Source organism: Yoonia sp. BS5-3 (assembly GCF_038069655.2).
In the GTDB taxonomy this organism is placed as follows: Bacteria; Pseudomonadota; Alphaproteobacteria; order Rhodobacterales; family Rhodobacteraceae; genus Yoonia; species Yoonia phaeophyticola.
Genome location: NZ_CP150951.2, coordinates 108626 through 131110 on the forward strand (window position 1 = coordinate 108626; position 22485 = coordinate 131110).

Sequence of the window (22485 nt, forward strand, 5' to 3'; positions counted from 1 at the left end):
CAAAAACCTTTTCTTTCCAATCGGCTGCGAGGCGAACTCACAGTAGTGTGACACGGCGGCATCATCGGCCATCATCCTTCCATTGGCGGGTCACTATATTTTGTGGGGCGATCACCGAAGGCTCCAGATTTAGTTGGGCCAAGGGGCGCGCCTCTGTCTGCCCATTTGGCAATTTCCCGCCCAAGCCGCTCATAGCGGAATGTTGTCGTGCTTTTTCCATGGGTTTTTCAGCTGCTTGCCCCGCAGCGACGCAAAGGCCCGGCACACCCGTTTGCGGGTCGATTGCGGCATGATGACCTCGTCGATAAACCCCTTTTCGGCGGCCACAAACGGATTGGCGAAACGGTCTTCGTAATCCTTTGTGTGTTGCGCGAGCTTATCCCCATCACCCAAATCGGCGCGATGGATGATCTCGGTCGCGCCCTTGGCACCCATCACCGCAATCTCGGCCGAGGGCCAGGCATAGTTGAAATCGCCGCGCAGATGTTTTGAGGCCATCACATCATAGGCCCCGCCATAGGCCTTGCGGGTGATCACCGTGACCTTTGGTACTGTCGCCTCGCCATAGGCAAAGAGCAGCTTGGCCCCGTGTTTGATCACCCCCCCATATTCCTGGCTGGTTCCGGGCAGGAAACCGGGCACATCAACCAGAGTCAGGATCGGAATTTCAAACGCGTCACAAAAGCGCACAAAGCGGGCCGCCTTGCGACTGCTGTCAATATCCAGACAGCCGGCAAGCACCATCGGCTGGTTTGCAACCACGCCCACTGTGGTGCCTTCCAGCCGGATAAATCCGGTCAGGATGTTCTTCGCGAAATCCTCTTGGATCTGGTAAAAATCGCCCTCATCCGCCAGTTTGACGATCAGCTCAGACATATCGTAGGGCGCGTTCGGGTTGTCCGGCACCAATGTGTTCAGGCTTTCGTCAAGCCGATCCGCATCATCAAAAAACGGGCGTGTCGGGGCCTTTTCGCGGTTGTTCAGCGGCAGGAAATCAAACAGGCGCCGGGTCTCGGCCAAGGCTACAACATCGTTTTCAAAAGCGGCATCCGCGACCGAGGATTTCTTGGTATGGGTTGACGCACCGCCCAGTTCTTCGGCCGAGACGACTTCGTTTGTCACCGTCTTGACCACATCGGGCCCGGTGACAAACATGTAACTGCTGTCTTTGACCATGAAGATGAAATCCGTCATGGCCGGGCTGTAAACCGCCCCGCCAGCGCAGGGGCCCATGACCAGACTGATTTGCGGCACCACCCCCGAGGCCATGATATTGCGCTGAAACACTTCGGCATAACCAGCAAGACTGGCCACACCTTCCTGAATCCGTGCACCACCTGAATCGTTGATCCCAATCACTGGCGCGCCATTCTGCATGGCCATATCCATGATCTTACAGATCTTTTGGGCATGAGTTTCGGATAACGAGCCGCCAAAAACCGTAAAGTCCTGACTGAACACATAGACCATGCGCCCATTGATCGTCCCCCACCCCGTGACAACGCCGTCCCCTGCTGGCTTGTCCTGCGCCATCCCGAAATCGGTGCAGCGATGGGTGACAAACATGTCGAACTCTTCGAACGAGCCTTCATCAAGCAACAGCTCAATCCGTTCGCGGGCCGTCAGTTTGCCTTTGGCATGTTGGGCCGCGATCCGCCGTTCGCCACCGCCCATCCGGGCAGCTTCGCGGCGTTTCTCAAGCTCTTGCAAAACATCCATGCGCGTTGTCCTTTTATGTTCTGGGGCGACCATAACGGGAAGGTCAGGCAGGCAGAAGCCAGAAACGGCATATTTGCAAAACCTATGCTTCGCTACATACTTCATTTGCAAATCTGCAAATTTCGCAATTTCTCGTGCGCCCGCAAGGGTTGTCATGGACAAGTGCCCTGCACCACCCTAACTCTTTCACTATGAATGATTTACCGGCGATCCGATTTCTGGACCGCACCACACCACCACATATTTTCACGCTGATCCTGATCACAGGCATGTCAGCGCTGAACATGTCGATCTTCCTGCCGTCGCTGGCGGGGATGACCAGCTATTTCAACACCGAATATGCGATCATGCAGATCGCACTGTCGGGCTATCTGGCCGCCACAGCAGTACTGCAAATCTTCATCGGCCCGATCTCGGACCGCTATGGGCGGCGGATCTTGGTGCTTAGCGCGCTTGCGGTTTTTGTGGCCGCGACTTTGGGCACGTTGATCGCCACAAATGTCGAAACCTTTCTGTTCTTTCGGATCATGCAGGCAGCGGTCGCCACCTCGATGGCGCTCAGCCGGGCCATCGTCCGCGATATCGTCCCGCAGGAAGAGGCCGCATCGCGGATCGGCTATGTCACGATGGGCATGGCGCTGGTGCCTATGGTCGGGCCGATGATCGGCGGGGCGCTGGACCAGATGTTTGGCTGGCACGCGACTTTTGTCTTTCTGGCCATCGCTGGGGCCGGCACATTTGCGCTATGCTATTTTGACCTTGGCGAAACGGTGGCAGAGGGCGGGCTGAGCTTTCGCGAACAGGCCAAGGGCTATCCTGAATTGTTCCGCTCACCCCGGTTCTGGGGTTATGTGGCCTGCGCCGCTTTCAGCTCTGGCGCGTTTTTTGCGCTGCTGGGCGGGGCGTCTTTTGTTGGCGATACGCTGTTCGGACTATCCCCGATGTGGAACGGGGTGGCCTTAGGCGCACCAGCGATTGGTTATGCGCTGGGGAACTACCTGTCGGGGCGGTTTTCGGTGCGACTAGGGATCAATGCGATGGCCCTGATCGGGACCGGCGTGACGATCCTGGGGCTTGGCACATCGGCCCTTCTGACCATCAGCGGGCTGGATCATCCGCTGAATTTCTTTGGCTTTTGCACGATGCTGGGCCTTGGAAACGGGATGACTTTGCCCAATGTGATGGCCGGGTCGATTTCGGTCAGGCCGCATCTGGCGGGCACGGCCAGCGGGCTTGGCGGGGCCATCATGATCGCAGGCGGCGCCGCGCTGTCGCAATTTGCCGGCGGTATGCTGACCCAAGAAACCGGCACCCTGCCCTTGCAGCTTTTGATGCTTGGCGTGTCCGTTCTGGCGATGCTGTCGGTGATTTTTGTGATCTGGCGGGAAAAGCGGCTGGCTTGACGCAGAGTTTGCAGTTGCTAAACCTGTCTAGCAAAACTGCAAAGAGACCCCATGGCCACACAGAAACTTTATGCCGGTGCGAAACTGCGTGAATTGCGCGGACGTCTGTCGCTGACGCAAAAGGACTTCGCCACCAAGCTGGGCGTCTCGCTACCCTATCTGAACCAGATGGAAAACAACAACCGGCCGGTTTCCACTGCTGTCGTTCTGGGGCTTGCGCAGGAATTCGGTTTTGACGTGACCGAGCTGCAATCAGGGGACGAGGCCCGCCTTGTCAGCGACATGCGCGAGGCCCTTGCCGACCCGGTTTTTGCAAACGCCGCCCCGCCTTTGGCCGATTTGCGGCTAGCCGCTGCAAACGCACCCAGCTTGGCGCGCGCCTTTTTGGATCTGCATACGGCCTACCGGCAAACCCATGAACGGCTCGCCTCATTGGATGAGGCATTGGGCCGCGAAGATGCGCGTCTACAGCCCAGCCCCTGGGAAGAAGTGCGCGATTTCTTTCATTATTGCGACAATTATATCGATGCCGTTGACCGCAGCGCCGAGCGTTTTGCCAGCCAGCGTCGCCCGGGCGAAACCATGGCAGAAGCTGCCATCCGCACCTTGGGCCAGCGGCAAATCACCGTCAATTTCGCCGATTGCAGCGCGATCCGGCATTATGATCCGGCCAGTAAGACCCTGACCCTGTCACAGCGCAGCACGCCTGCCACGCAGAGCTTTCAACTGCTTCTCCAGGTGGCATTGATCGATCAACACGCGCTGCTTGAGGCAACACTTGATCTTGCGCGTTTTCAATCGGACGAGGCGCGCGGCATCGCAAAGGTTGGATTGGCAAACTATTTCGCGGGTGCCGCCCTGATGCCCTATCAGACCTTCCTTGATGCCGCCCAAAGCACCCGGCATGATCTTGAAATCCTTGCGGCCCGCTTTGGCACATCGCTTGAGCAAGTGGCGCACAGGCTTTCCACGATGCAAAGACCCGGTGCAAAGGGTGTGCCCTTTTTCTTTGTGCGCGTGGATCAGGCAGGCACGATCACCAAACGCCACTCCGCCACAACACTGCAATTTGCCCGCTATGGCGGGGCCTGCCCGCTGTGGAATGTGCATCAGGCCTTTGAACTGCCCGGGCAATTCCTGCGCCAGCTAGCGGAAACTCCTGATGGGGTGCGTTATTTCTGCCTTGCACGGGATGTCAGCAAATCAGGGGGCGGATATAATACGCCCACACGGCGCTATGCGATTGGGCTGGGCTGCGAGGTGAAACATGCAGGCAGTCTGGTCTATGCCGACCACATGCATGTCAATGACACGGACGCCTTCGCGCCAATCGGGATTTCCTGCCGGATTTGCGAAAGACGGGGCTGCCATCAACGCGCTGTCCCCCCGCTTGAGCGGCAATTGCGCGTCGATCCGAACCGGCGCGGCACGCTGCCCTATCAACTGGATTAAGCCCGCTATCCGCCGCGGGCCGCACGCCAACCGGCGGCTTCGGCCTCATGCGCGGTACAAAACCACCGCTCGCCCCGGCCCGTATTGATCGCGGTACGCTGATACACCGCACTGCCCGGCAGGTGATAGATATGACCATTGTCCGAAATATTGCCCTTGATGGTGCAATTGGGATCGGGGGCAGTGGGACCTGCCGCTTGGGCCTGCCGATAGGCGGCCGCTCTTTCAACCTCGAGCGACCATAATCCGCGCGCATGCACAGCGGCGGCTTTTTCATCCAATGCGTAGCGATCCGAATAACGCAGATAGGCCCAGGCCCATCCGGCATTGACGATCTCGGCGCCCATATCGACGCCGCCCACATGACAGATCGCCACAACCCGGTCATAGCGGTCGACGTCTTGCTGTGTACACACCGCCCAGGCATTTTCAAACTGATCGCGGACCTGATCGCGCGCCCAGCGCCCGCAATCCCAGACCGCCCCATCAGCATCGCATGGCTGGCCAATCTCTGGCGCATCGATCCCAAAAAGACGGACGCGCGTGCCGCCAATGTCAAATGTATCAGCGTCGATGACACGCACAGCGCCCTCCGGCGCAGCCGGTGCGACGGTGGCAAAACAGATCAGAAAAAGGGCATAGAGAAGTCGGAACATCCCCCGACCTAGTCGCCCCGACCGGCCCCAATCAAGCGAAAGCGTTCATCATTCTTAACAAAACACTAACGCTGTGATGTTTCCCACGCAGGATTGATCCAAGGCGCATCATTGGCAGGCGGCAACGGATGCCGCTGCAGCACATGATCGGCCACCTTTTCGCCCACCATGATCGAGGGCGCGTTCAGATTGCCATTGGTGATACGCGGAAAGACCGAACTGTCGGCAACACGCAGCCCATCAACGCCAATCACCCGCGCCTGAGGGTCAACAACAGCCATCGGATCATCCGCGCGCCCCATTTTACAGGTGCCGCATGGGTGATAAGCGCTTTCGACATGCTGCCGGATGAACGCGTCAAGCGCCTCATCGCTTTGCGCCGCATCGCCCGGCTGGATTTCATGACCCCGATAAGGATCAAAGGCAGGCTGGGCAAAAATTTCGCGTGTCAGCCGGATACAGGTGCGAAAATCGGCCCAATCCTGCGGGTCGGACATATAATTAAACTGGATCCGAGGCGGCGCATTTGGATCAGCCGCGCGCAGCGTGACCTGCCCCCGCGAGGCGGATCGCATGGGACCGACATGGGCCTGAAACCCGTGTCCTTCAGGGGCCACCTTGCCATCATAACTGACGGCGATGGGCAGAAAATGGAACTGGATATCGGGGTAGTCGACCCCGGAACGCGACCGGATGAAACCTGCGCTTTCAAACTGGTTTGAACTGCCCAGACCCGTTTTCCAAAGCAGCCATTCGGCCCCAATCCGGGCCTTGCCGCGTAGGTTCCAATAGGAAAACAGGGTGACGGGCTTGGTCGCTGCCTGCTGGATGTAAAGCTCTAGATGGTCTTGCAGGTTCTGACCAACGCCCGGGCGATCCGAAATCACGTCGATCCCATGTTCGGCCAGATGGGCAGCAGGACCGATGCCAGACAGCATCAGCAGCTTTGGCGAATTGAGCGAGGATGCAGCGACGATCACCTCGGTATTTGCGCCGATAATCTCGGTCTTGCCGCCGCGGCTGATCTCAACCCCGGTGGCGCGGCCATCCTCGATGATCACCCGGCGCGCAAAGGCGCGGATCAGATTGCAATTGGGCCGTCGCAAGGCCGGACGCAGATAGGCGCTGGCCGCTGACCAACGCCGCCCTTTGTAGATTGTCGCATCAAAAGGGCCGAAGCCTTCTTGCTGTTCGCCGTTGTAATCACCGGTGATCGGATAGCCCGCTTCGGCGCCTGCGGCGACAAAGGCACGGGTCAGCGGGTTGGTGCGCGGGCCGCGCGTGACATGCAGCGGGCCGTCATTGCCGCGCCAATCAGGGTTGCCGCCATGCCCGCCATCATGCCAATGCTCCATCCGTTTGAAATAGGGCAGCACATCGGCATAAGACCAACCCTGCGCCCCCATCTCTGCCCAATGATCAAAATCGCGGGCATGACCGCGCACATAGATCATCCCGTTGATTGAAGACGACCCCCCAATGACCTTACCGCGCGGCGTAACCAGCTGGCGGCCGTCCAAATGCGGCTCGGGTTCGGTTTTGAGCCCCCAATCATAGCGCTTCATATTCATCGGATAAGACAGCGCGGCGGGCATCTGAATGAACGGGCCGCGATCGGACCCGCCATATTCAATCACCAAAACCTGCTTGCCCGCCTCGGCAAGGCGGTAAGCCATCGCGCAGCCTGCCGATCCGGCACCGATGATCACATAGTCTGCGCGCAACTAGAACGGTGCCTCCAGATCGCCCATGCGCACGTAAACACCCTTGATCTGGCTGTAATGTTCAATCGCCGCCTTTGAGTTTTCACGCCCGACGCCCGATAGTTTTGAGCCCCCAAAGGGCGCTTCGACCGGCGCATCATTATAGGTGTTGATATAGCATGTCCCGGCCTCAAACCCAGCAGCCATCCGGTGGGCGCGGGTCAGATCGCTGGTAAAGACCCCGGCGGCCAGGCCAAAGGCGGTATCATTGGCGCGGCGCAGCGCCTCTTCCTCGGTTTCGAAATCCAGAACGGACATCACCGGACCAAAGATTTCATCCGTCGCGATGGTCATATCGTCGGTGACATCGGCAAAGACGGTTGGCTGCAAAAAGAACCCGTCCCCGTCCACGCGTTGCCCGCCTGTGACCAAGGTCGCGCCCTCTTCCTGACCTTTGGCGATAAAGCCTTCGACGATATCGCGCTGGCGTTCGGATACCATGGGGCCAAAATTGACCTCGGGGTCTTGCGGATCGCCCATTTTCACATCGGCCAGACGTTCGGCAAGTCGCTTCAGGAACGCATCCTTGATCCCTTTTTGCACAAAGACACGAGTCCCGTTTGAGCAAACCTGCCCAGACGAATAGAAATTGCCCAAGATCGCACCCGATACGGCATTTTCCAGATCGGCGTCATCAAAAATGACAAGGGGCGATTTGCCGCCCAGCTCCATCGTGACATGACGCACGCCATCGGCTGCGGCCGCATAGACCTTGCGGCCCGTTGGGACTGACCCAGTCAGGGACACTTTGTCGACGCGCGCATCCGTGATCAGCGAGGCGCCCACCGCACCATAACCCTGGACGACGTTGTAAACCCCTGCAGGCGCACCGGCCTCATGCAGGATTTCGGCCACTTTCAAGGCGCAAAGGGGCGTAGTCTCAGAAGGCTTAAAGATCATCGCATTCCCGCAAGCCAGCGCAGGCGCGCCTTTCCAGCATGCGATCTGGGTCGGGTAGTTCCATGCGCCGATCCCAACGCAGACCCCTAAAGGTTCGCGCCGAGTATAGACGAAATCCTCGCCCAGCGGGATATGTTCGCCGGTCACGCTGGCGATCAAGCCGCCGAAATATTCCAGTGAATCCGCCCCCGATGTCGCGTCAACGACGCTGGTTTCCTGATAGGGTTTGCCGGTGTCGTATGTTTCAAGCACGGACAGATCATGGTTCCGCTCGCGCATGATCTGGGCGGCACGGCGCAAGACGCGCCCGCGTTCGGTGGGGGACCAGGCCGCCCATTCTTTTTGCGCCCGCTGGGCACTGGCCAGCGCCTGCTCAAGGATTGCCGGGGTCGCCGCATGCAGCGTGGCAATCACTGCACCGGTCGCGGGATAGATCACCTCAATGAGCTCTCCGGCGGTGTCTTCGACATAGTCGCCATCGATGAAATGGCTGGCTTTGGGCTGTGTGTTCATGGGTCGGATGCCTTTAGCGATAGTGGGGCGGATAGGTGAATGATTATTCCCCGCGGGGGAAGCGTTGGTTTTCCTCAACCACGTTGAGATCCATGTGATTGCGCATGTAACGTTCAGAAGCCTTTTGCAAGGGTTGGTAATCCCATGGATAGTAATTGCCGTTGCGCAAGGCCTCATAGACAACCCAGCGGCAGGCCTGGCTATGCCGGATATCAGCGTCAAACTGGGCCAGATCCCAACGGGCTTCGGATTTGGCACGCAGCTGGGTCACGGTGCCTTGATGGGCAGGGACATCTGCCAGATTTGTCAGCTCTGCCGGATCAGCCTCAAGATCGAACAGTTGATCGGGGTCCAGCGCGCAGCGGTTATATTTCCACTTGCCGTAACGCAGCGACACCAGCGGGGCATAAGACCCCTCGGCGGCGTATTCCATCGCAACGGGCGTATCGCGGCTGCCGCCTTGGCCCAATGGCACAAGGGTTTCGCCTTGGGTCCAAGGCATGACCTCCGCCATATCGATGCCGGCCAAGTCGCATAAGGTCGGCGCCACATCAATTGTGCTGACGGGCGTATCCACCCGCCCTGGGGCCATGCCCGGTGCCGCGATCATCAGCGGCACGCGCGATGATCCTTCATAGAAGGACATCTTGAACCACAACCCCCGTTCCCCCAGCATATCGCCGTGATCGGACACGAACATGATGATCGGCTCCTGCCCGGTATCTTTCAGCACCTGCAACAGCTGCGCCACCTTGTCATCAAGGTAAGAAATATTGGCAAAATAGGCATGGCGGGCACGTTTCACCTGATCTTCGGTGATCGTGAAATTCTCATGATCATTCGCATCCAGAATGCGCTGGGAATGGGGGTCTTGGTCTGCATAGGGGATCGGGCCAACCTGCGGCAGCAGTTGATCGCAGTCTTCATAAAGGTCCCAATATTTCCGGCGTGCGACGTAAGGATCATGCGGATGGGTAAAACTGACGGTCAGACACCAGGGCCGCGCGTCATGCCCGCGCGCCAGATCATAAAGCTTGGCGCAGGCGTGATGGGCGACATCGTCATCATATTCCATCTGGTTGGTGATCTCGGCCAGGCCCGCCCCGGTGACCGAGCCCATATTGTGATACCACCAATCAATCCGCTCGCCCGGTTTGCGATAATCGGGGGTCCAACCGAAATCAGCGGGGTAGATATCGGTGGTCAGACGCTCTTCGAAGCCATGCAGCTGATCGGGGCCGACAAAGTGCATCTTGCCCGACAGGCAGGTCTGATAGCCCGCACGGCGCAGGTGATGGGCGTAGGTGGGGATGCTGGATGCAAATTCCGCCGCATTGTCATAGACGCCGGTGCGCGATGGCAATTGACCCGACATAAACGCAGCGCGGCCAGGCGCGCAGAGCGGTGACGCCGTGTAGGCATTGGCAAAACGGGTCGACCGGGCCGCGAGCGCCTTCAGATGCGGGGCATGCAGCCAATCCGCCGGACCATCAGGAAACAGGGTACCGTTCAGCTGGTCCACCATGATGATCAGGATATTCGGCTTAGACATCATGCGCCCCAATGGATGCGCCGCAACCGCTGATGGACCGGGCCGGGACAATCGTGGCTTTCACAAAGGCCGCGCGCCGGATAGGCTCTTTTCCAAGCTCGGGCATTTCATCCTCTTCACGGTCCGCTCTGAGCAGATAAATCGTTCTGTTATTGACTCGTCAATCATCAAAAGAAATCGGAGCCTTAAATGACATTTAAACCGACAATATCCGCCCTCGCCCTATGCGCCGCCGCCCCTGTATGGGCTGATTGCGACACCGTGACGTTTTCTGACGTGGGCTGGACAGATATCACCGCCACAACCGCCGCAACCAGCGTCGTGCTTGAGGCGCTTGGCTATGAGACCGATATCAAAGTGCTCTCGGTCCCGGTGACCTATATTTCATTGGCCGAAGGGGATGTGGATGTGTTCCTGGGTAACTGGATGCCCACGATGGAGGCCGATATCGCCCCCTACCGCGACGCGGGCACGGTCGACACTGTGCGCGCCAATCTGGAAGGGGCCAAATATACGCTTGCCGTGAATAAGGCGGCGGCGGACATGGGCATCGCTGACTTTGCGGATCTGGCCGCAAATGCGGATGCGTTGGATGGCAAAATCTACGGGATTGAGCCGGGCAATGATGGCAACCGCCTGATCATGGATATGATTGCCGAAAATGCCTTTGGTCTGGAAGATTTCGAAGTTGTCGAAAGCTCTGAGCAAGGGATGCTTGCGCAAGTTGACCGGGCCTCCGGCCGGGATGAGCCGATCGTCTTTCTGGGGTGGGAGCCGCACCCGATGAATGCCAATTTTGACATGGCTTATCTGACGGGTGGTGATGATTGGTTTGGCCCGAACCTTGGCGGAGCGACTGTTTACACCAACACTGCCGCAGGCTTTGCCGACAGCTGCCCGAACCTGGGCCAGCTACTGAACAATCTGGAATTTTCGCTGGCCATGGAAAATGAGATCATGGGCGCGATCCTCAATGACGGGGAAGATCCGGCTGATGCGGCCAGCGCATGGCTTGCGGGCAATCCAGACAGTTTTACGGCCTGGCTTGACGGGGTCACCACCAAAGATGGCGGCGATGCCGTCGCGGCGGTCAAAACAGCGCTTGGGCAATAGGTGATCTGGCGGGGGCAGCCCCCCGCCTTTTCGGGCAAAGGATAGCGCTGCATGGATTGGTTGACCGACAACAAGATCCCGGTCGGAGATGTCGCCGAAACCGTTTTCGATTGGATGAATGACAATCTGGCCGTCCTGTTTGACTGGCTGTCAAACGTGATGGAGGCGCTGATTGACGCGATCCTTTGGGTGCTTGAAACCCCGCATCCTTTCCTGGTGATCGCGGCTTTTGCCGGGCTGACATGGGCGTTGCAGCGTAGCTGGAAGACCACGGGTTTTGTGGTCTTGGGCTTTTTGTTCATCATCAATCAAGACTACTGGGAAGAAACGATGCAGTCACTGACGTTGGTCTTGTCGGCCTGCGTTGTGTGCATGGGGATCGGTGTGCCCATCGGGATTGCAGCCGCGCACCGGCCCCGGCTTTACCGCGCCATGGTGCCGGTGCTTGATCTGATGCAAACGCTGCCCACATTCGTCTATCTGATCCCAGCAATTGTCTTTTTCGGGATCGGTATGGTGCCGGGGCTGATCGCCACCGTGATTTTTGTGCTGCCCGCCCCTATCCGGCTGACCTATCTGGGGATCGCATCAACGCCCACAGCATTGCTGGAAGCCGCCGAGGCTTTCGGGGCAAGTAAACGGCAAGTGCTGTTCAAAGTTGAACTGCCATCGGCGTTGCCGCAGATCATGGCGGGGCTGAACCAGACGATCATGCTGTCGCTATCGATGGTGGTGATCGCCGCGCTGGTCGGGGCTAGTGGGCTTGGTGTGCCAGTGATCCGGGCGCTGAACACCGTGAACACATCTTTGGGGTTTGAAAGCGGTTTTGTGATCGTGGTCGTGGCGATCATGCTGGACCGCATGTTGAGGGTCAGACAAAAATGATCAATGGGCGCTGCCATTGCGGCAAAGTAGAATTCACCGTGCAATTGTCAGACGGGATCGCCAGCGCGCGGCGCTGTGATTGCTCGCTCTGTTTACGGCGGGGGGCGGTCGCGGTTACGGCGGCCAAAGACGCCATCACATATACCGCTGGCGAAGAATTCCTGACGCTCTATCAATTTGGGACCGGCGTGGCGAAGCATTATTTCTGCAAAATCTGCGGGATTTACACGCATCACAACCGGCGCTCGAACCCCGATGAGATCGGCGTGAACCTGGCATGCCTTGACGGGCAAACCCCGCTTTTGCCCGAAATCATCGTCAATGACGGACAAAACCACCCCACTGATGTCGGGTATAATGGCACGGTCGGGGTTCTGCGCTTTGTCGCGGAAAAAGGCACCGAATGAGCGCTGTTGCCTTCGATAACGTTTCGATCGTGTTTGGCGACGCGCCTAAAAAGGCACTGCCACTGATGGATCAAGGATTGGACCGGGGGGCGATTCAATTGCAAACGGGCCAAGTCCTGGGGGTGCATGATTGCACGCTCAGCGTTGATACGGGTGAGATTTTGGTGCTGATGGGCCTGTCAGGTTCGGGCAAATCCACGCTTTTGCGGGCGGTCAACGGGCTGAACCCGGTCATCCGCGGGGATATCCGCATCAATGACGGTGATTGGCAGTGCAATATCGCAAACTGCACCGCATCTGATTTGCAGCGGGTGCGGCGCGAATGCGTCTCGATGGTGTTTCAGCAATTCGGGCTTCTGCCCTGGCGCAGCGTGCGCGAAAATGTTGGGCTGGGGCTTGAGCTGGCCGGCATGGACAAGGCCGCGCGGCGCAAACGGGTTGATCAAGAACTGGACATGGTCGGCCTTGCGGACCGGGCCGATGCGCTGGTGGGCGAGCTGTCGGGCGGGATGCAACAGCGGGTCGGGCTGGCGCGGGCTTTTGCGACGGATGCGCCAATCCTGTTGATGGATGAGCCCTTCTCGGCGCTCGATCCGTTGATCCGCACGCGGCTGCAGGATGAGCTGCTGGATCTGCAAAAACAGCGGGGCCGGACGATCATCTTTGTCAGCCACGATCTGGACGAGGCGTTCAAGATCGGCAACCGGATCGCGATCATGGAGGGCGGCCGGATCGTGCAAACTGGAACCCCGCGCCAGATCTTCACAAACCCGGTCAACAATTATGTGGCTGACTTTGTGGCACATATGAACCCGCTGGGCGTACTAACCGCTCGGGATGTCATGACCAGCGGCGGTGCAACCGGCCCTCGTGTAGACGCCGAAACACCGGTCCAAGACATCTTGAAACAGATCGGAAATGGCACGCTTCAGGTGATCGAGAACGGCGCGCTTATTGGGCGCGTCACACAGGCATCTTTACTGGCACGGCTAACCCCATCCAGCGCTGTTGAAAGTGATGAGCAGATCACATGATAAATAGCGACATGCTGTCCTTACATAGTCAATCAAAGGCCTATGTTTAACGCTTTTCTATTCATTCGCCTTTAGCTATCCTCTTTGACATGACGCTGTATTGGACCTGCCTGCTGATCTTTGGATTGTTAACCTTGGTCTTTGCACTACCCAGCGTCGCTGGATTATCTATCGTTTGGACATTTGGATTAGCATTTTTTGCTATTCTCATCGTGGTACACTTATTTGTCGTCTTATTTTTGTTCCTGCCGTTGGCACTTGCTCCGGAGGGATGGAAGATAGCAGGGTTTCTGGCAAGCTTGGCGCTGATTGGCACCTACGCATTCGTTCCCGCACTGATCGGAAAACGTCAAAGCGCGCAACTTCTTGCGATGGTCAGCGAACTTGATATCCCGTCTGCAGCCCAACCATCAGACGCACGTAGCTTCGAATTGGTGTTCAGCAATGCGGCGCCCGCCAACCCGCGCTCGCGGGCGGTTTACGCACTTTTGGTTGGCGGTGACGCAGATTGGGTCCGCATCGTATATTCCAACAATAAAAGCTACACTTTCGAATTAGACGCAGACGCGGAAGAACCAACAACGGTGATCGTTTCCCCAACTGATCAACAGGCCGATATTATTGTATCCGTGATGCCGTTTGAGGATGACGCCCTATCAGAAACCGTTGAAAACAGTCCTTTCATTGATCGTCTCATCGTCCATGACGCGCAGGTCAGAACACATTCTGAAACCTTGTATCGTAGGGTTGCCTTGCAGATCGATAGCCCAACTACCCCAACTCTGCTGCATCCTGATGTTGAAAATTTAATGGTCAATGCCGCACGGTATGTTGACCATGGCTATTTGATCTCAAAGGCGCGTATCGGCACGTCCGGCATCACGCATTTGGATGCATTGCAGGCTATGGGATGGGGCATGGAAAAATAGGCCTTTACGATTTCCGCAGATTGCACGTCACGGGGTATTGATACCCGGCACGAAAAAGGATCCGTCGATAGTTAGGCTTTTTGGTGCTTCTTCATCGCCTGGAATGGCCGCCTGAAAGTGGCACGCCAAACAAGTTCGATATTTGCTTAGTCACCCGTCGGTTCGGACATCCAATCGCATGTCATCGCACCTTCTCGATCCAGTCTATACCGGGTGGCCGAACTGCCCTGTTCGACCAAAGATGAACCATAGAACGCGTTTGTACAATTATTGTCGGAAAGACGGAACCTATTCGTCTCAATCACTATGCTTTCAAAGTCGCTTTCGATGACATCAAAGCCGCCGCCATCACAATCCAAGTTAAATCTTTGCGACACGTCGTAATTGACTGCGTTCACAGCAAATTCTGACATCTGCGCCCCACCAAAGCCGTCGCGTCTGGCGTGCCCCTGATTTGCGAAGAGAACCCGAACCGCCGCCGTAATAATGCCATCTCTGTGAATGAATAGGATACTCATTTTATCCACAACCTGCTCAGGGTTTTGTGCTAGATGCGCATCCGAATAATCTCTTGTGTAACACCCCATCGGAACATGTTGTGCAATCGCAGATGTTGCTGTCGTAAGAATGATAGCAAGCACCGGGATGTACCGCATTTTCCACTCAAATACTGATCTGTTTGAAAAAACGCCTGTTCGGTCAGAAAACATATTTTACGGCCCCGCCCCCTAATCAAACCTTCGTTGCAGACACAACCGGGGTCACTGACCGCCGGGCGACGGCTTCGCGCCAGGTGATGAAGGTCACTGATCCCAGGATCACCGCGCCGCCCAATACCACCCAGCCATCCACTGGTTCGCCGAAAACGACAGCGCCTAGGATCACCGCCCATACCAGCTGCAGAAAAGTCACTGGTTGAGTCACGGTCAAGGGCGCCGCGGCAAAGGCCAGTGTCATCGTGTAATGCCCCGCCGTTGCAAAGCAGGCCACCAGGAACAACCAACCAAGCTGAGGTAGGGTGGGTGTAACCCACACGGCCCAAGCAAAAGGGGAAAGCCCGATTGTGACCGTGATCGACAACATGCCAACCACCACAGCCGCGCTGACCTCGCCCGATAGCTGCTTGGCAATCAGATAGCCCGCAGCAAAGAACAACGCCGTGCCCAACATGGCGATATGACCAATCTCAATCGCCTTCATGCCCGGGCGCAGGATGATCAGGGCGCCGATCAGCGCGACAATGACAGCGGCAAGGCGGCGCGGCGGTAGCCTTTCGCCCATGAACAGTGCCGCCCCGATCGTGATATAAACGGGCGATAGGTAATTCATGGCCGTTACCTCGGCGATGGGAATGCGCGCCATGGCAAAGAACCACAAGATAACCGCGAGCGTATGCACCGCCCCGCGCAGGCCAAAAAGCCTGATCTGCCGGCCCGTCAGCCGGGCTGCCACAATGGGGCGGATCATCGGGATCAGAAAAACAAGCCCCAGCACATAGCGCAAAAATGCGGCCTGCGCGGCAGGCACCCCGTCACCCACATGTTTGACCACGGCGGTGACTGCAACAAACATCACCCCGGTCAGGGCCATCCAAAGAATGCCCGCTAAAGGGCGCGATGCTTGGGGAGATTGCATGCGCCATGGGTGGCACCAAGCGCAGGTCAGGTCCACCCCTTTTTGCACAATTTACCGATCACTCAAGCAGGCGGCCCAAACCTGAGCAGGCCGGGTAGCCATAGCCCCACCGCCAAGGCAGCCCCGTACAAGGCCGCCCGCCAAGGCGGACTGCCGCAAACATCCCCCCCGCAATCCGTTCATACGCCCAAGCGATCTGATCCGGGGTCAGATTGTAAGTCGCGGCCAATTCATCGCGCCGGGTCGCCTGGGTGGCCATCACACAAGCCTCTAATGCGCGGTCAGCGGCAAGACGGGCGTCAAAGCTAGCGCTGATATCCGCTGCGCTGCCCGCATTGTGATAGGCCCGATCATGGGTAACGCAGCAGCTTTCCCATGGCGGGGCCGCCTGATGCGCGGCAGCGAAGGCCGGGAACCGGGCAGACACGACACGCCATGCGCCGGATAAACCGCCGCTGCATCCGTCCGTTTCAAACGGAGCCAAAGCGCTGCCCGGTTCGGCAATGCGGCTCATCAACGCCTCATGACCGGGTTCTTCAAGCCATCGCATCAAGTCCCAATCCTGCGCCTGCCCGGCGCTTCCACATAGGATCAAGGCCAAAACCAGCCGTATCTGTCGGATCGTGCTTCTCATGACCAGAGGCTAGCATCAGACGGGGCGGCCAACAACGCGCCTGCACATCCGGTGGGCATCCCGCTCATTTTGACGCGCATCGCAACGACATAGGCGTTTTCGCTCTGGCGTCATCTTGAGCAAGCGCATACCACGGGATCTATGAAAATACTCTTTCTTGGCGATGTCATGGGCCGCGCAGGCCGGGCTGCAATCACAAACCACCTGCCCCGCTTGCGGACAGAATGGAAGCTCGATTTTGTGGTGGTGAACGGGGAAAACGCGACCTCAGGGATGGGGCTATCGGGGGATCACGCACAACTGATCCTGGATGCGGGGGCCGATGTGATCACCCTTGGCGATCACGCGTTTGACCAAAAAGACATGCTGAAATTCATCGCCCAGGAACCCCGGGTGATCCGACCGATCAATTTCTCAAAGGCCGCCCCCGGCGTTGGCGCACGGGTTTTCAATGCGCCAGGCGGGCGCAAAGTGCTCGTGGCGCAGGTGCTCGGCCAAGTCTTCATGAAACGGCCCTTTGACGACCCGTTCTCAGCGCTGGACGGCGTACTGAAACAATACCCGATGGGCGGGCAAGTACAGGCCAGCCTGATCGATATCCACTGCGAGGCCACATCCGAGAAAATGGCCACCGGCCATTTCTGCGACGGGCGGGCCAGCATCGTTGTTGGGACACATACGCATGTGCCGACCGCCGATGCGATGATCTTGCCGGGCGGGACGGCCTATCAATCAGACGCCGGCATGTGCGGCGACTACAATTCGGTGATCGGCATGGAGAAAACCGAACCGCTGCGCCGGTTCATCACCGGGATGCCCAAAGCACGGTTCACGCCCGCCACTGAGGAGGCCACACTCTCGGGTTTATACGTCGAAACCGACAACATGACGGGCAAAGCCACGCGGGTTGAGATGGTGCGCCAAGGCGGCAGGCTTGCGCCTGCAGGACCTGCATGATCACAGAACGGGTACGGCTGACCTGCACCTTGATCCTGCTGGGCGCAGGCTGGGGGCTCACCCAACCGCTGATCAAAATCACCGTCAGCGCAGGCTACCAGCCTTTCGGACTGATCTTTTGGCAAATGCTGATCGGGACTGTGGTGCTGGGCGCGCTGCGTTGGCGAACGCTGGGTCGGCTGCCCGTGCATGGCAAAACAATCGGCGTCTGGCTGATGATCGCGAGCATTGGAACATTGATCCCCAGCGCGACCAGCTATAAAGCCGCGTTCCACTTGCCCGCAGGGGTCATGTCCATCGTGATCGCCACGATCCCGATGATGGCCTTTCCCATTGCGCTGGCACTTGGGAATGACAGGTTTTCGCTGCGACGGCTGGCGGGGCTGTCAATCGGGCTGATCGGGGTCGGGTTCATCGCCCTGCCCGACAGCAGCCTGCCCGACCGGGGGATGATCGCCTTTCTGCCTTTGGCGCTGATCGCCCCTTTCTGCTACGCCATCGAAGGGAACGTGGTGGCCAAATGGGGGACGGCGGGGCTGGACCCGGTGCAAGTGCTCTTCGGAGCCTCGGCCATCGGCACGATCATCGCCCTGCCCCTCGCACTGGGCAGCGGGCATTTCTTTGTACCACGCCCACCATTCATTTTGGCAAACCTGGCGTTCCTGCTTAGCTCGGCCATCCATGTGCTTGTCTACACCGGCTACGTCTGGCTGATCGGGCGGGCGGGGGCCGTTTTCGCAGGGCAAATTAGCTATCTGGTGACCGGAACAGGGGTGCTCTGGGCGATGCTGCTTTTGGGGGAAAGCTACAGCTTGTGGATTTGGATAGCGCTTCTGTGCATGGGGTTCGGGCTGATGCTGGTCCAACCCCGCCATGCAAATGCCGAAATATCAAATGCAGAAAATGCGACCGCTGGCCTTTGAATGCAAGCTTTACGGGCGTAGCATTGAGATCGCAGACAGAGAGCGTTTCATAGACCTGATCTCTGACGAAGATATCGCACCATTTATGGAGCGCTTCTTTTCACAATCAGTCGAAAATTTCTTGGCGATTTATGACGCTGAACAGCTGGCTGCGATGGCCGGACTTTTGCGGTCATTCGAGGACGTTCCCGCAAATGCCAATTTCCGAAACGGACGAACCAATCGAAATCGCTGCGAAGGAACTGATCGCGCAAATGGACGCCTTTGTGACCTTTATGGATGTCTATGGCACAGAACGATTTGCGCAGGATTTCGTGGCTGGTCTCGGGATATTGTTTGCCCTCATCGCCTATGACCACGAGATTGCCGAGCTACGACCCGCACCCGACAATCCGGTCACCCTATCTGCCATACAGGCGGACGGCATTTTGCAATTTGCCAATCGCGTGCAGCAACAAACCTTGCTAGTGGAATTGCAGGGCTCGGACGACACCGATTTCACGAACAACACGGGCGGCATACGCTTCATCAGGCCCCCAGCACGAGATCGATAAAACCATTTGCAAGAGGGCTGCATTTTGGAACAGGGAGCATCGCCATCGCGCGCTCAACAGCTGTGCCCATGAATCCTATCAACCCGGCGCGGTCATCGTAGTTCGCGTAATCCGGCCTTAGCGACGTTGTTTTTATTCGGCCGCTTTGCCGCACAAAGCCGATATTTATGCTATAGTGAGGTTACGAGATGGAGGTTCACATGGCGCAGTTCAGGTACCTGGTGTCAGATGTCGACGAAGCGGTAGGTTTTTATCGCGACAAACTTGGACTTCAATTGGTCGAACAATACGGTCCTGCCATGGCAATCCTACGTACGGGTGATCTTGACTTGTGGGTCGCTGGCCCGATGGCATCTGCGTCTAAGCCAATGCCAGATGGAACAAAGCCTTCCCCTGGCGGGTGGAATAGATGTGTGTTGACCGTCACAAATCTGGTTGAGAAAGTTGCGACCCTTCAAGGAGAAAATGTCCATTTTCGGAATGAAATCGTCGAGGGGCCCGGTGGTAAGCAAATACTCTGTGAAGATCCTTCAGGAAATGTCATCGAGCTGTTCGAACCCTCCTGAATAAAGAAATAGTTTGAAAATTCTGGTGCGTTAAGGGCTTATTGCCGTCATGCGCTATATCTCTCCTCAATGACCACTTCCCGGCTGCGCGCTGTATTTGTGCACCCCGTCTTGTTGGCATTGCGCACCTGCAACGCGCGCGCGGCGGGTGCATTCATGGGTTGCCCATTCGGGCCCGGTCGGCAAGATTGCCCCTATGGGTGATCTGTTCCAGCTAACACAAACACAACAAGCCGTGCTGACCATGTTCGTCGTGCTGGGCATGTTCGCCATGTTCCTGCGCGAGGTCTACCCGACCGAGGTTGTGGCCATGATCGGCGTGTCGGTTCTGCTGGTCACGGGGGTGCTGCCCTATGACGCGGCCGTTATGGCACTGGCCAACCCCGCCCCTTGGACGATTGCCGCGATGTTCATCATCGTCGGGGCGTTGGTGCGGACTGGCGCGCTGAATGCGATGACACAAATCGCGGAAAAACAGGCGCGCAAAAGCCCTGCGCGGGCTATCGGCGGTGGGCTCGTTTTTGTGGCCTTCGCCAGCGCGATCATGAACAACACACCGCTGGTGGTCGTGATGATCCCGGTCTTTGTGCAATTGGCACGGACCTTGGGCACCTCGGCCTCTAAACTGTTGATCCCGCTCTCTTATGCAGCCATCGTCGGGGGTACGATGACGCTGCTGGGAACCTCAACAAACCTCCTGGTGGATGGGGTAGCACGATCGTCGGGTATGGCGCCTTTTGGTATCCTGGAAATCATGCCCGTTGGGATCGTGGTGGTCAGCTGGACCTTCGCCTATCTCTATTTTGCGGGACCGCGCCTGCTGCCCGACCGGTCAAGCATGGCGACAATGCTGTCGGACCGGTCCAAAAAGAAATTCTTCTCCGAGGCGGTCATCCCCCCCGATAGCAACCTGATCGGGCGGGAAGCCACGGACGTGAAACTGTTCCAGCGCGACGGGGTGCGGCTGATTGATGTGGTGCGCGGGGATACGTCCCTGCGGCGAAACCTTAAGGCTGTGACGCTGCAGGTGGGCGACCGGGTTGTGCTGCGGACCGAGATGACCGAACTACTCTCCCTGCAAAACAACAAAGAACTGCGGCGGGTTGATCAACTGTCTGCCGTGGAAACCTCAACGGTCGAAGTGCTGATCACACCCAACTGCAAGATGGTCGGACGCCGAATGGGCGCAATGCGGCTACGGCGGCGCTATGCGGTCTATCCGCTGGCCGTACACCGGCGGGATGCGAACCTGAGCAAGCAAATCGACGACATCACGGTGCGGGTTGGAGATACGCTGCTACTCGAAGGGGCCCCCGAAGACATCCAGCGCTTAGGCGAAGACATGAACCTTGGCGACGTGTCGACACCATCGCAACGGGCCTATCGGCGCGGGCATGCGCCCGTGGCACTGCTCGTGCTGCTGGGGGTTGTGACACTGGCAGCACTTGGGATCGCGCCGATCCTGATGCTGGCAATGATCGGGGTCACAATCGTGCTGATGACCGGCTGCATCGACGCGGATGAGGCATTTTCCTACGTCGATGGCCGCCTGCTGGCGCTGATCTTCGCGATGCTTGGGGTGGGGTCCGCGCTGCAATCCTCGGGCGCTGTGGGGATCATCGCAGACACGCTGTCGCCCATCATGCTGGTGCTGCCGCCGTTCTTCGTGGTGCTGTCGGTTTACCTGCTTTCCAGCGTCCTGACAGAACTGGTGTCCAACAACGCAGTGGCCGTGGTGATGACACCCATCGCCATCGGCTTGGGCACAGCCCTCGGAGTCGACCCGCGCCCGCTTGTCGTTGCGGTGATGGTGGCGGCCAGCGCAAGCTTCGCGACCCCCATCGGCTACCAAACGAACACGCTGGTTTACGGGCCGGGCGGGTATAAATTCTCAGACTTTCTGCGCTTTGGGATCCCACTGAACCTGTCGCTTGCGCCCATCGTGTCCTTTGTCATCCCGTTCATCTGGCCTCTGTAGGAACAGCGGCCTGACCGGTAATCAACAACGCAGCACCCGACGCGGGCTTGCAGCCTGAACCGCGCTTGCCTTATAGAGGCGCAGATTGACACGCACGCAGACGAGGTTTGACGATGGCCGGCCACTCCAAATGGGCAAATATTCAGCACCGCAAAGGGCGGCAGGACAAGCTGCGCTCCAAGCTGTTTTCCAAGCTGGCCAAGGAAATCACAGTCGCTGCCAAAATGGGGGACCCGGACCCCGACAAAAACCCGCGCCTGCGGCTGGCCGTGAAAGAGGCCAAGTCAAATTCAGTCCCTAAGGATGTGATCGAACGGGCGATCAAGAAATCGCAAGGCGGGGATGCGGAAAACTACGATGAAATCCGTTATGAAGGCTATGGGCCGGGCGGGGTTGCTGTGATCGTCGAAGCGATGACCGACAACCGGAACCGGACGGCCTCAACCGTGCGGTCCACCTTTTCCAAAAACGGTGGCAGCCTGGGGGAAACCGGCTCAGTCGGGTATATGTTCGACCGCAAAGGCGAGGTGGTTTATCCCGGCGCGGTTGGGGATGCGGACACCGTGATGATGGCCGCAATCGAAGCCGGCGCGGAAGACGTACAAAGCGATGAAGACAATCATGTGATCTACTGCGCAGATACCGACCTGAACGAAGTGTCAAACGCGCTAGAAGCGGATTTAGGCGAATCCGACTCGACCAAGCTGATCTGGAAGCCGAACATGACCACCGAGGTGGACGCCGAAGGGCTGACCAAGCTGATGAAGCTGCTGGACACGCTGGAAGAAGACGACGACGTACAGCGGGTGACGACCAATTTTGAAGCATCAGACGAAGTTATGGCGGCGTTTGCTGAGGAATAGACCGACAGCGCGATCCCCTGCCAGCGGTCCTTGGCGCAGACAGCCGCGA

At 58.0% G+C, this 22485-nt stretch carries 21 protein-coding genes; 13 read left to right on the forward strand and 8 right to left on the reverse strand.

Translation table 11 applies throughout. From position 1 onward, the window contains the following. Window positions 1-189 precede the first annotated feature (189 nt). Window positions 190-1719: an acyl-CoA carboxylase subunit beta gene (locus AABB29_RS00530; RefSeq protein WP_341368799.1), complete on the reverse strand. Its 1530-nt coding sequence runs from the start codon at window positions 1717-1719 to the stop codon at window positions 190-192. A 191-nt stretch (window positions 1720-1910) separates the two neighbouring features. On the opposite strand from AABB29_RS00530, the gene AABB29_RS00535 reads away from it, so the two are divergent. Together AABB29_RS00535 and AABB29_RS00540 are read left to right on the forward strand one after the other, a co-directional pair. Beyond that, window positions 1911-3122: a multidrug effflux MFS transporter gene (locus AABB29_RS00535; RefSeq protein ID WP_341368798.1), complete on the forward strand. Its 1212-nt coding sequence runs from the start codon at window positions 1911-1913 to the stop codon at window positions 3120-3122. Between the two features lie 51 nt (window positions 3123-3173). Then, window positions 3174-4574: a short-chain fatty acyl-CoA regulator family protein gene (locus tag AABB29_RS00540; protein ID WP_341368797.1), complete on the forward strand. Its 1401-nt coding sequence runs from the start codon at window positions 3174-3176 to the stop codon at window positions 4572-4574. 5 nt (window positions 4575-4579) lie between these two features. Here AABB29_RS00540 and AABB29_RS00545 read toward each other — a convergent pair whose 3' ends face one another. From AABB29_RS00545 to betC, 4 genes are all read right to left on the reverse strand, one after another. Then, window positions 4580-5230, reverse strand: a complete 651-nt coding sequence (locus AABB29_RS00545; RefSeq protein ID WP_341368796.1) for a thermonuclease family protein — start codon at window positions 5228-5230, stop codon at window positions 4580-4582. A 65-nt stretch (window positions 5231-5295) separates the two neighbouring features. Next, window positions 5296-6954, reverse strand: a complete 1659-nt coding sequence (gene betA, locus AABB29_RS00550) for a choline dehydrogenase (RefSeq protein WP_341368795.1) — start codon at window positions 6952-6954, stop codon at window positions 5296-5298. After that, on the reverse strand, window positions 6955-8406 hold the full coding sequence (betB, locus tag AABB29_RS00555; RefSeq protein ID WP_341368794.1) for a betaine-aldehyde dehydrogenase: 1452 nt from the start codon (window positions 8404-8406) through the stop codon (window positions 6955-6957). A gap of 43 nt (window positions 8407-8449) precedes the next feature. Next, complete coding sequence (betC, locus tag AABB29_RS00560; protein ID WP_341369034.1) at window positions 8450-9958, reverse strand: choline-sulfatase; 1509 nt, start codon at window positions 9956-9958, stop codon at window positions 8450-8452. Between the two features lie 189 nt (window positions 9959-10147). Between betC and choX the strand changes: the two genes are divergently transcribed. The 5 genes from choX (at window position 10148) to AABB29_RS00585 (ending at window position 14326) form a co-directional block, all read left to right on the forward strand. After that, entirely contained in the window at window positions 10148-11071 is a 924-nt protein-coding gene (gene choX, locus AABB29_RS00565; protein WP_341368793.1) for a choline ABC transporter substrate-binding protein, read from the forward strand. Between the two features lie 51 nt (window positions 11072-11122). After that, window positions 11123-11956, forward strand: a complete 834-nt coding sequence (gene choW / locus AABB29_RS00570) for a choline ABC transporter permease subunit (protein ID WP_341368792.1) — start codon at window positions 11123-11125, stop codon at window positions 11954-11956. Beyond that, on the forward strand, window positions 11953-12363 hold the full coding sequence (locus tag AABB29_RS00575) for a GFA family protein (protein WP_373636712.1): 411 nt from the start codon (window positions 11953-11955) through the stop codon (window positions 12361-12363). Before choW ends, AABB29_RS00575 begins: the two co-directional genes overlap by 4 nt. After that, window positions 12360-13397: a choline ABC transporter ATP-binding protein gene (gene choV / locus AABB29_RS00580; RefSeq protein WP_373636713.1), complete on the forward strand. Its 1038-nt coding sequence runs from the start codon at window positions 12360-12362 to the stop codon at window positions 13395-13397. The genes AABB29_RS00575 and choV overlap by 4 nt, the downstream gene beginning before the upstream one ends. A gap of 89 nt (window positions 13398-13486) precedes the next feature. Then, window positions 13487-14326, forward strand: a complete 840-nt coding sequence (locus AABB29_RS00585; RefSeq protein ID WP_341368791.1) for a hypothetical protein — start codon at window positions 13487-13489, stop codon at window positions 14324-14326. Between the two features lie 146 nt (window positions 14327-14472). On the opposite strand, the gene AABB29_RS00590 is transcribed toward AABB29_RS00585, so the two are convergent. The 3 genes from AABB29_RS00590 to AABB29_RS00600 form a co-directional block, all read right to left on the reverse strand. Beyond that, window positions 14473-14844 (reverse strand): hypothetical protein, encoded by a 372-nt coding sequence (locus AABB29_RS00590; RefSeq protein ID WP_341368790.1) that lies wholly within the window; start codon window positions 14842-14844, stop codon window positions 14473-14475. Between the two features lie 214 nt (window positions 14845-15058). Further along, entirely contained in the window at window positions 15059-15961 is a 903-nt protein-coding gene (locus AABB29_RS00595) for a DMT family transporter (RefSeq protein WP_341368789.1), read from the reverse strand. Between the two features lie 58 nt (window positions 15962-16019). After that, window positions 16020-16595 (reverse strand): hypothetical protein, encoded by a 576-nt coding sequence (locus tag AABB29_RS00600; protein WP_373636714.1) that lies wholly within the window; start codon window positions 16593-16595, stop codon window positions 16020-16022. A gap of 141 nt (window positions 16596-16736) precedes the next feature. On the opposite strand from AABB29_RS00600, the gene AABB29_RS00605 reads away from it, so the two are divergent. From AABB29_RS00605 to AABB29_RS00630, 6 genes are all read left to right on the forward strand, one after another. Beyond that, window positions 16737-17552 (forward strand): TIGR00282 family metallophosphoesterase, encoded by an 816-nt coding sequence (locus AABB29_RS00605; RefSeq protein ID WP_341368787.1) that lies wholly within the window; start codon window positions 16737-16739, stop codon window positions 17550-17552. Continuing rightward, the gene (locus AABB29_RS00610) at window positions 17549-18475 is read left to right on the forward strand and encodes a DMT family transporter (RefSeq protein WP_341368786.1); all 927 of its coding nucleotides are present in this window, start codon (window positions 17549-17551) and stop codon (window positions 18473-18475) included. Before AABB29_RS00605 ends, AABB29_RS00610 begins: the two co-directional genes overlap by 4 nt. A 131-nt stretch (window positions 18476-18606) precedes the next feature. After that, window positions 18607-19029 (forward strand): hypothetical protein, encoded by a 423-nt coding sequence (locus AABB29_RS00615; RefSeq protein ID WP_341368785.1) that lies wholly within the window; start codon window positions 18607-18609, stop codon window positions 19027-19029. A 200-nt stretch (window positions 19030-19229) separates the two neighbouring features. Continuing rightward, the gene (locus AABB29_RS00620; RefSeq protein ID WP_341368784.1) at window positions 19230-19595 is read left to right on the forward strand and encodes a VOC family protein; all 366 of its coding nucleotides are present in this window, start codon (window positions 19230-19232) and stop codon (window positions 19593-19595) included. Window positions 19596-19791: 196 nt separating this feature from the next. Then, the gene (locus AABB29_RS00625) at window positions 19792-21573 is read left to right on the forward strand and encodes an SLC13 family permease (protein ID WP_341368783.1); all 1782 of its coding nucleotides are present in this window, start codon (window positions 19792-19794) and stop codon (window positions 21571-21573) included. 113 nt (window positions 21574-21686) lie between these two features. Continuing rightward, window positions 21687-22436 (forward strand): YebC/PmpR family DNA-binding transcriptional regulator, encoded by a 750-nt coding sequence (locus AABB29_RS00630; protein WP_341368782.1) that lies wholly within the window; start codon window positions 21687-21689, stop codon window positions 22434-22436. Window positions 22437-22485 lie beyond the last annotated feature (49 nt).

Excerpts from the sequence above, each read along its gene's own strand:
- AABB29_RS00530 (WP_341368799.1), bottom strand. The coding sequence starts at position 1,719 with ATGGATGTTTTGCAAGAGCTTGAGAAACGCCGCGAAGCTGCCCGGATG.
- AABB29_RS00535 (WP_341368798.1), top strand. The coding sequence starts at position 1,911 with ATGAATGATTTACCGGCGATCCGATTTCTGGACCGCACCACACCACCA.
- AABB29_RS00540 (WP_341368797.1), top strand. The coding sequence starts at position 3,174 with ATGGCCACACAGAAACTTTATGCCGGTGCGAAACTGCGTGAATTGCGC.
- AABB29_RS00545 (WP_341368796.1), bottom strand. The coding sequence starts at position 5,230 with ATGTTCCGACTTCTCTATGCCCTTTTTCTGATCTGTTTTGCCACCGTC.
- betB (WP_341368794.1), bottom strand. The coding sequence starts at position 8,406 with ATGAACACACAGCCCAAAGCCAGCCATTTCATCGATGGCGACTATGTC.
- betC (WP_341369034.1), bottom strand. The coding sequence starts at position 9,958 with ATGTCTAAGCCGAATATCCTGATCATCATGGTGGACCAGCTGAACGGT.
- choX (WP_341368793.1), top strand. The coding sequence starts at position 10,148 with ATGACATTTAAACCGACAATATCCGCCCTCGCCCTATGCGCCGCCGCC.
- choW (WP_341368792.1), top strand. The coding sequence starts at position 11,123 with ATGGATTGGTTGACCGACAACAAGATCCCGGTCGGAGATGTCGCCGAA.
- AABB29_RS00575 (WP_373636712.1), top strand. The coding sequence starts at position 11,953 with ATGATCAATGGGCGCTGCCATTGCGGCAAAGTAGAATTCACCGTGCAA.
- choV (WP_373636713.1), top strand. The coding sequence starts at position 12,360 with ATGAGCGCTGTTGCCTTCGATAACGTTTCGATCGTGTTTGGCGACGCG.
- AABB29_RS00585 (WP_341368791.1), top strand. The coding sequence starts at position 13,487 with ATGACGCTGTATTGGACCTGCCTGCTGATCTTTGGATTGTTAACCTTG.
- AABB29_RS00590 (WP_341368790.1), bottom strand. The coding sequence starts at position 14,844 with ATGAGTATCCTATTCATTCACAGAGATGGCATTATTACGGCGGCGGTT.
- AABB29_RS00595 (WP_341368789.1), bottom strand. The coding sequence starts at position 15,961 with ATGCAATCTCCCCAAGCATCGCGCCCTTTAGCGGGCATTCTTTGGATG.
- AABB29_RS00600 (WP_373636714.1), bottom strand. The coding sequence starts at position 16,595 with ATGAGAAGCACGATCCGACAGATACGGCTGGTTTTGGCCTTGATCCTA.
- AABB29_RS00605 (WP_341368787.1), top strand. The coding sequence starts at position 16,737 with ATGAAAATACTCTTTCTTGGCGATGTCATGGGCCGCGCAGGCCGGGCT.
- AABB29_RS00610 (WP_341368786.1), top strand. The coding sequence starts at position 17,549 with ATGATCACAGAACGGGTACGGCTGACCTGCACCTTGATCCTGCTGGGC.
- AABB29_RS00615 (WP_341368785.1), top strand. The coding sequence starts at position 18,607 with ATGACGCTGAACAGCTGGCTGCGATGGCCGGACTTTTGCGGTCATTCG.
- AABB29_RS00620 (WP_341368784.1), top strand. The coding sequence starts at position 19,230 with ATGGCGCAGTTCAGGTACCTGGTGTCAGATGTCGACGAAGCGGTAGGT.
- AABB29_RS00625 (WP_341368783.1), top strand. The coding sequence starts at position 19,792 with ATGGGTGATCTGTTCCAGCTAACACAAACACAACAAGCCGTGCTGACC.
- AABB29_RS00630 (WP_341368782.1), top strand. The coding sequence starts at position 21,687 with ATGGCCGGCCACTCCAAATGGGCAAATATTCAGCACCGCAAAGGGCGG.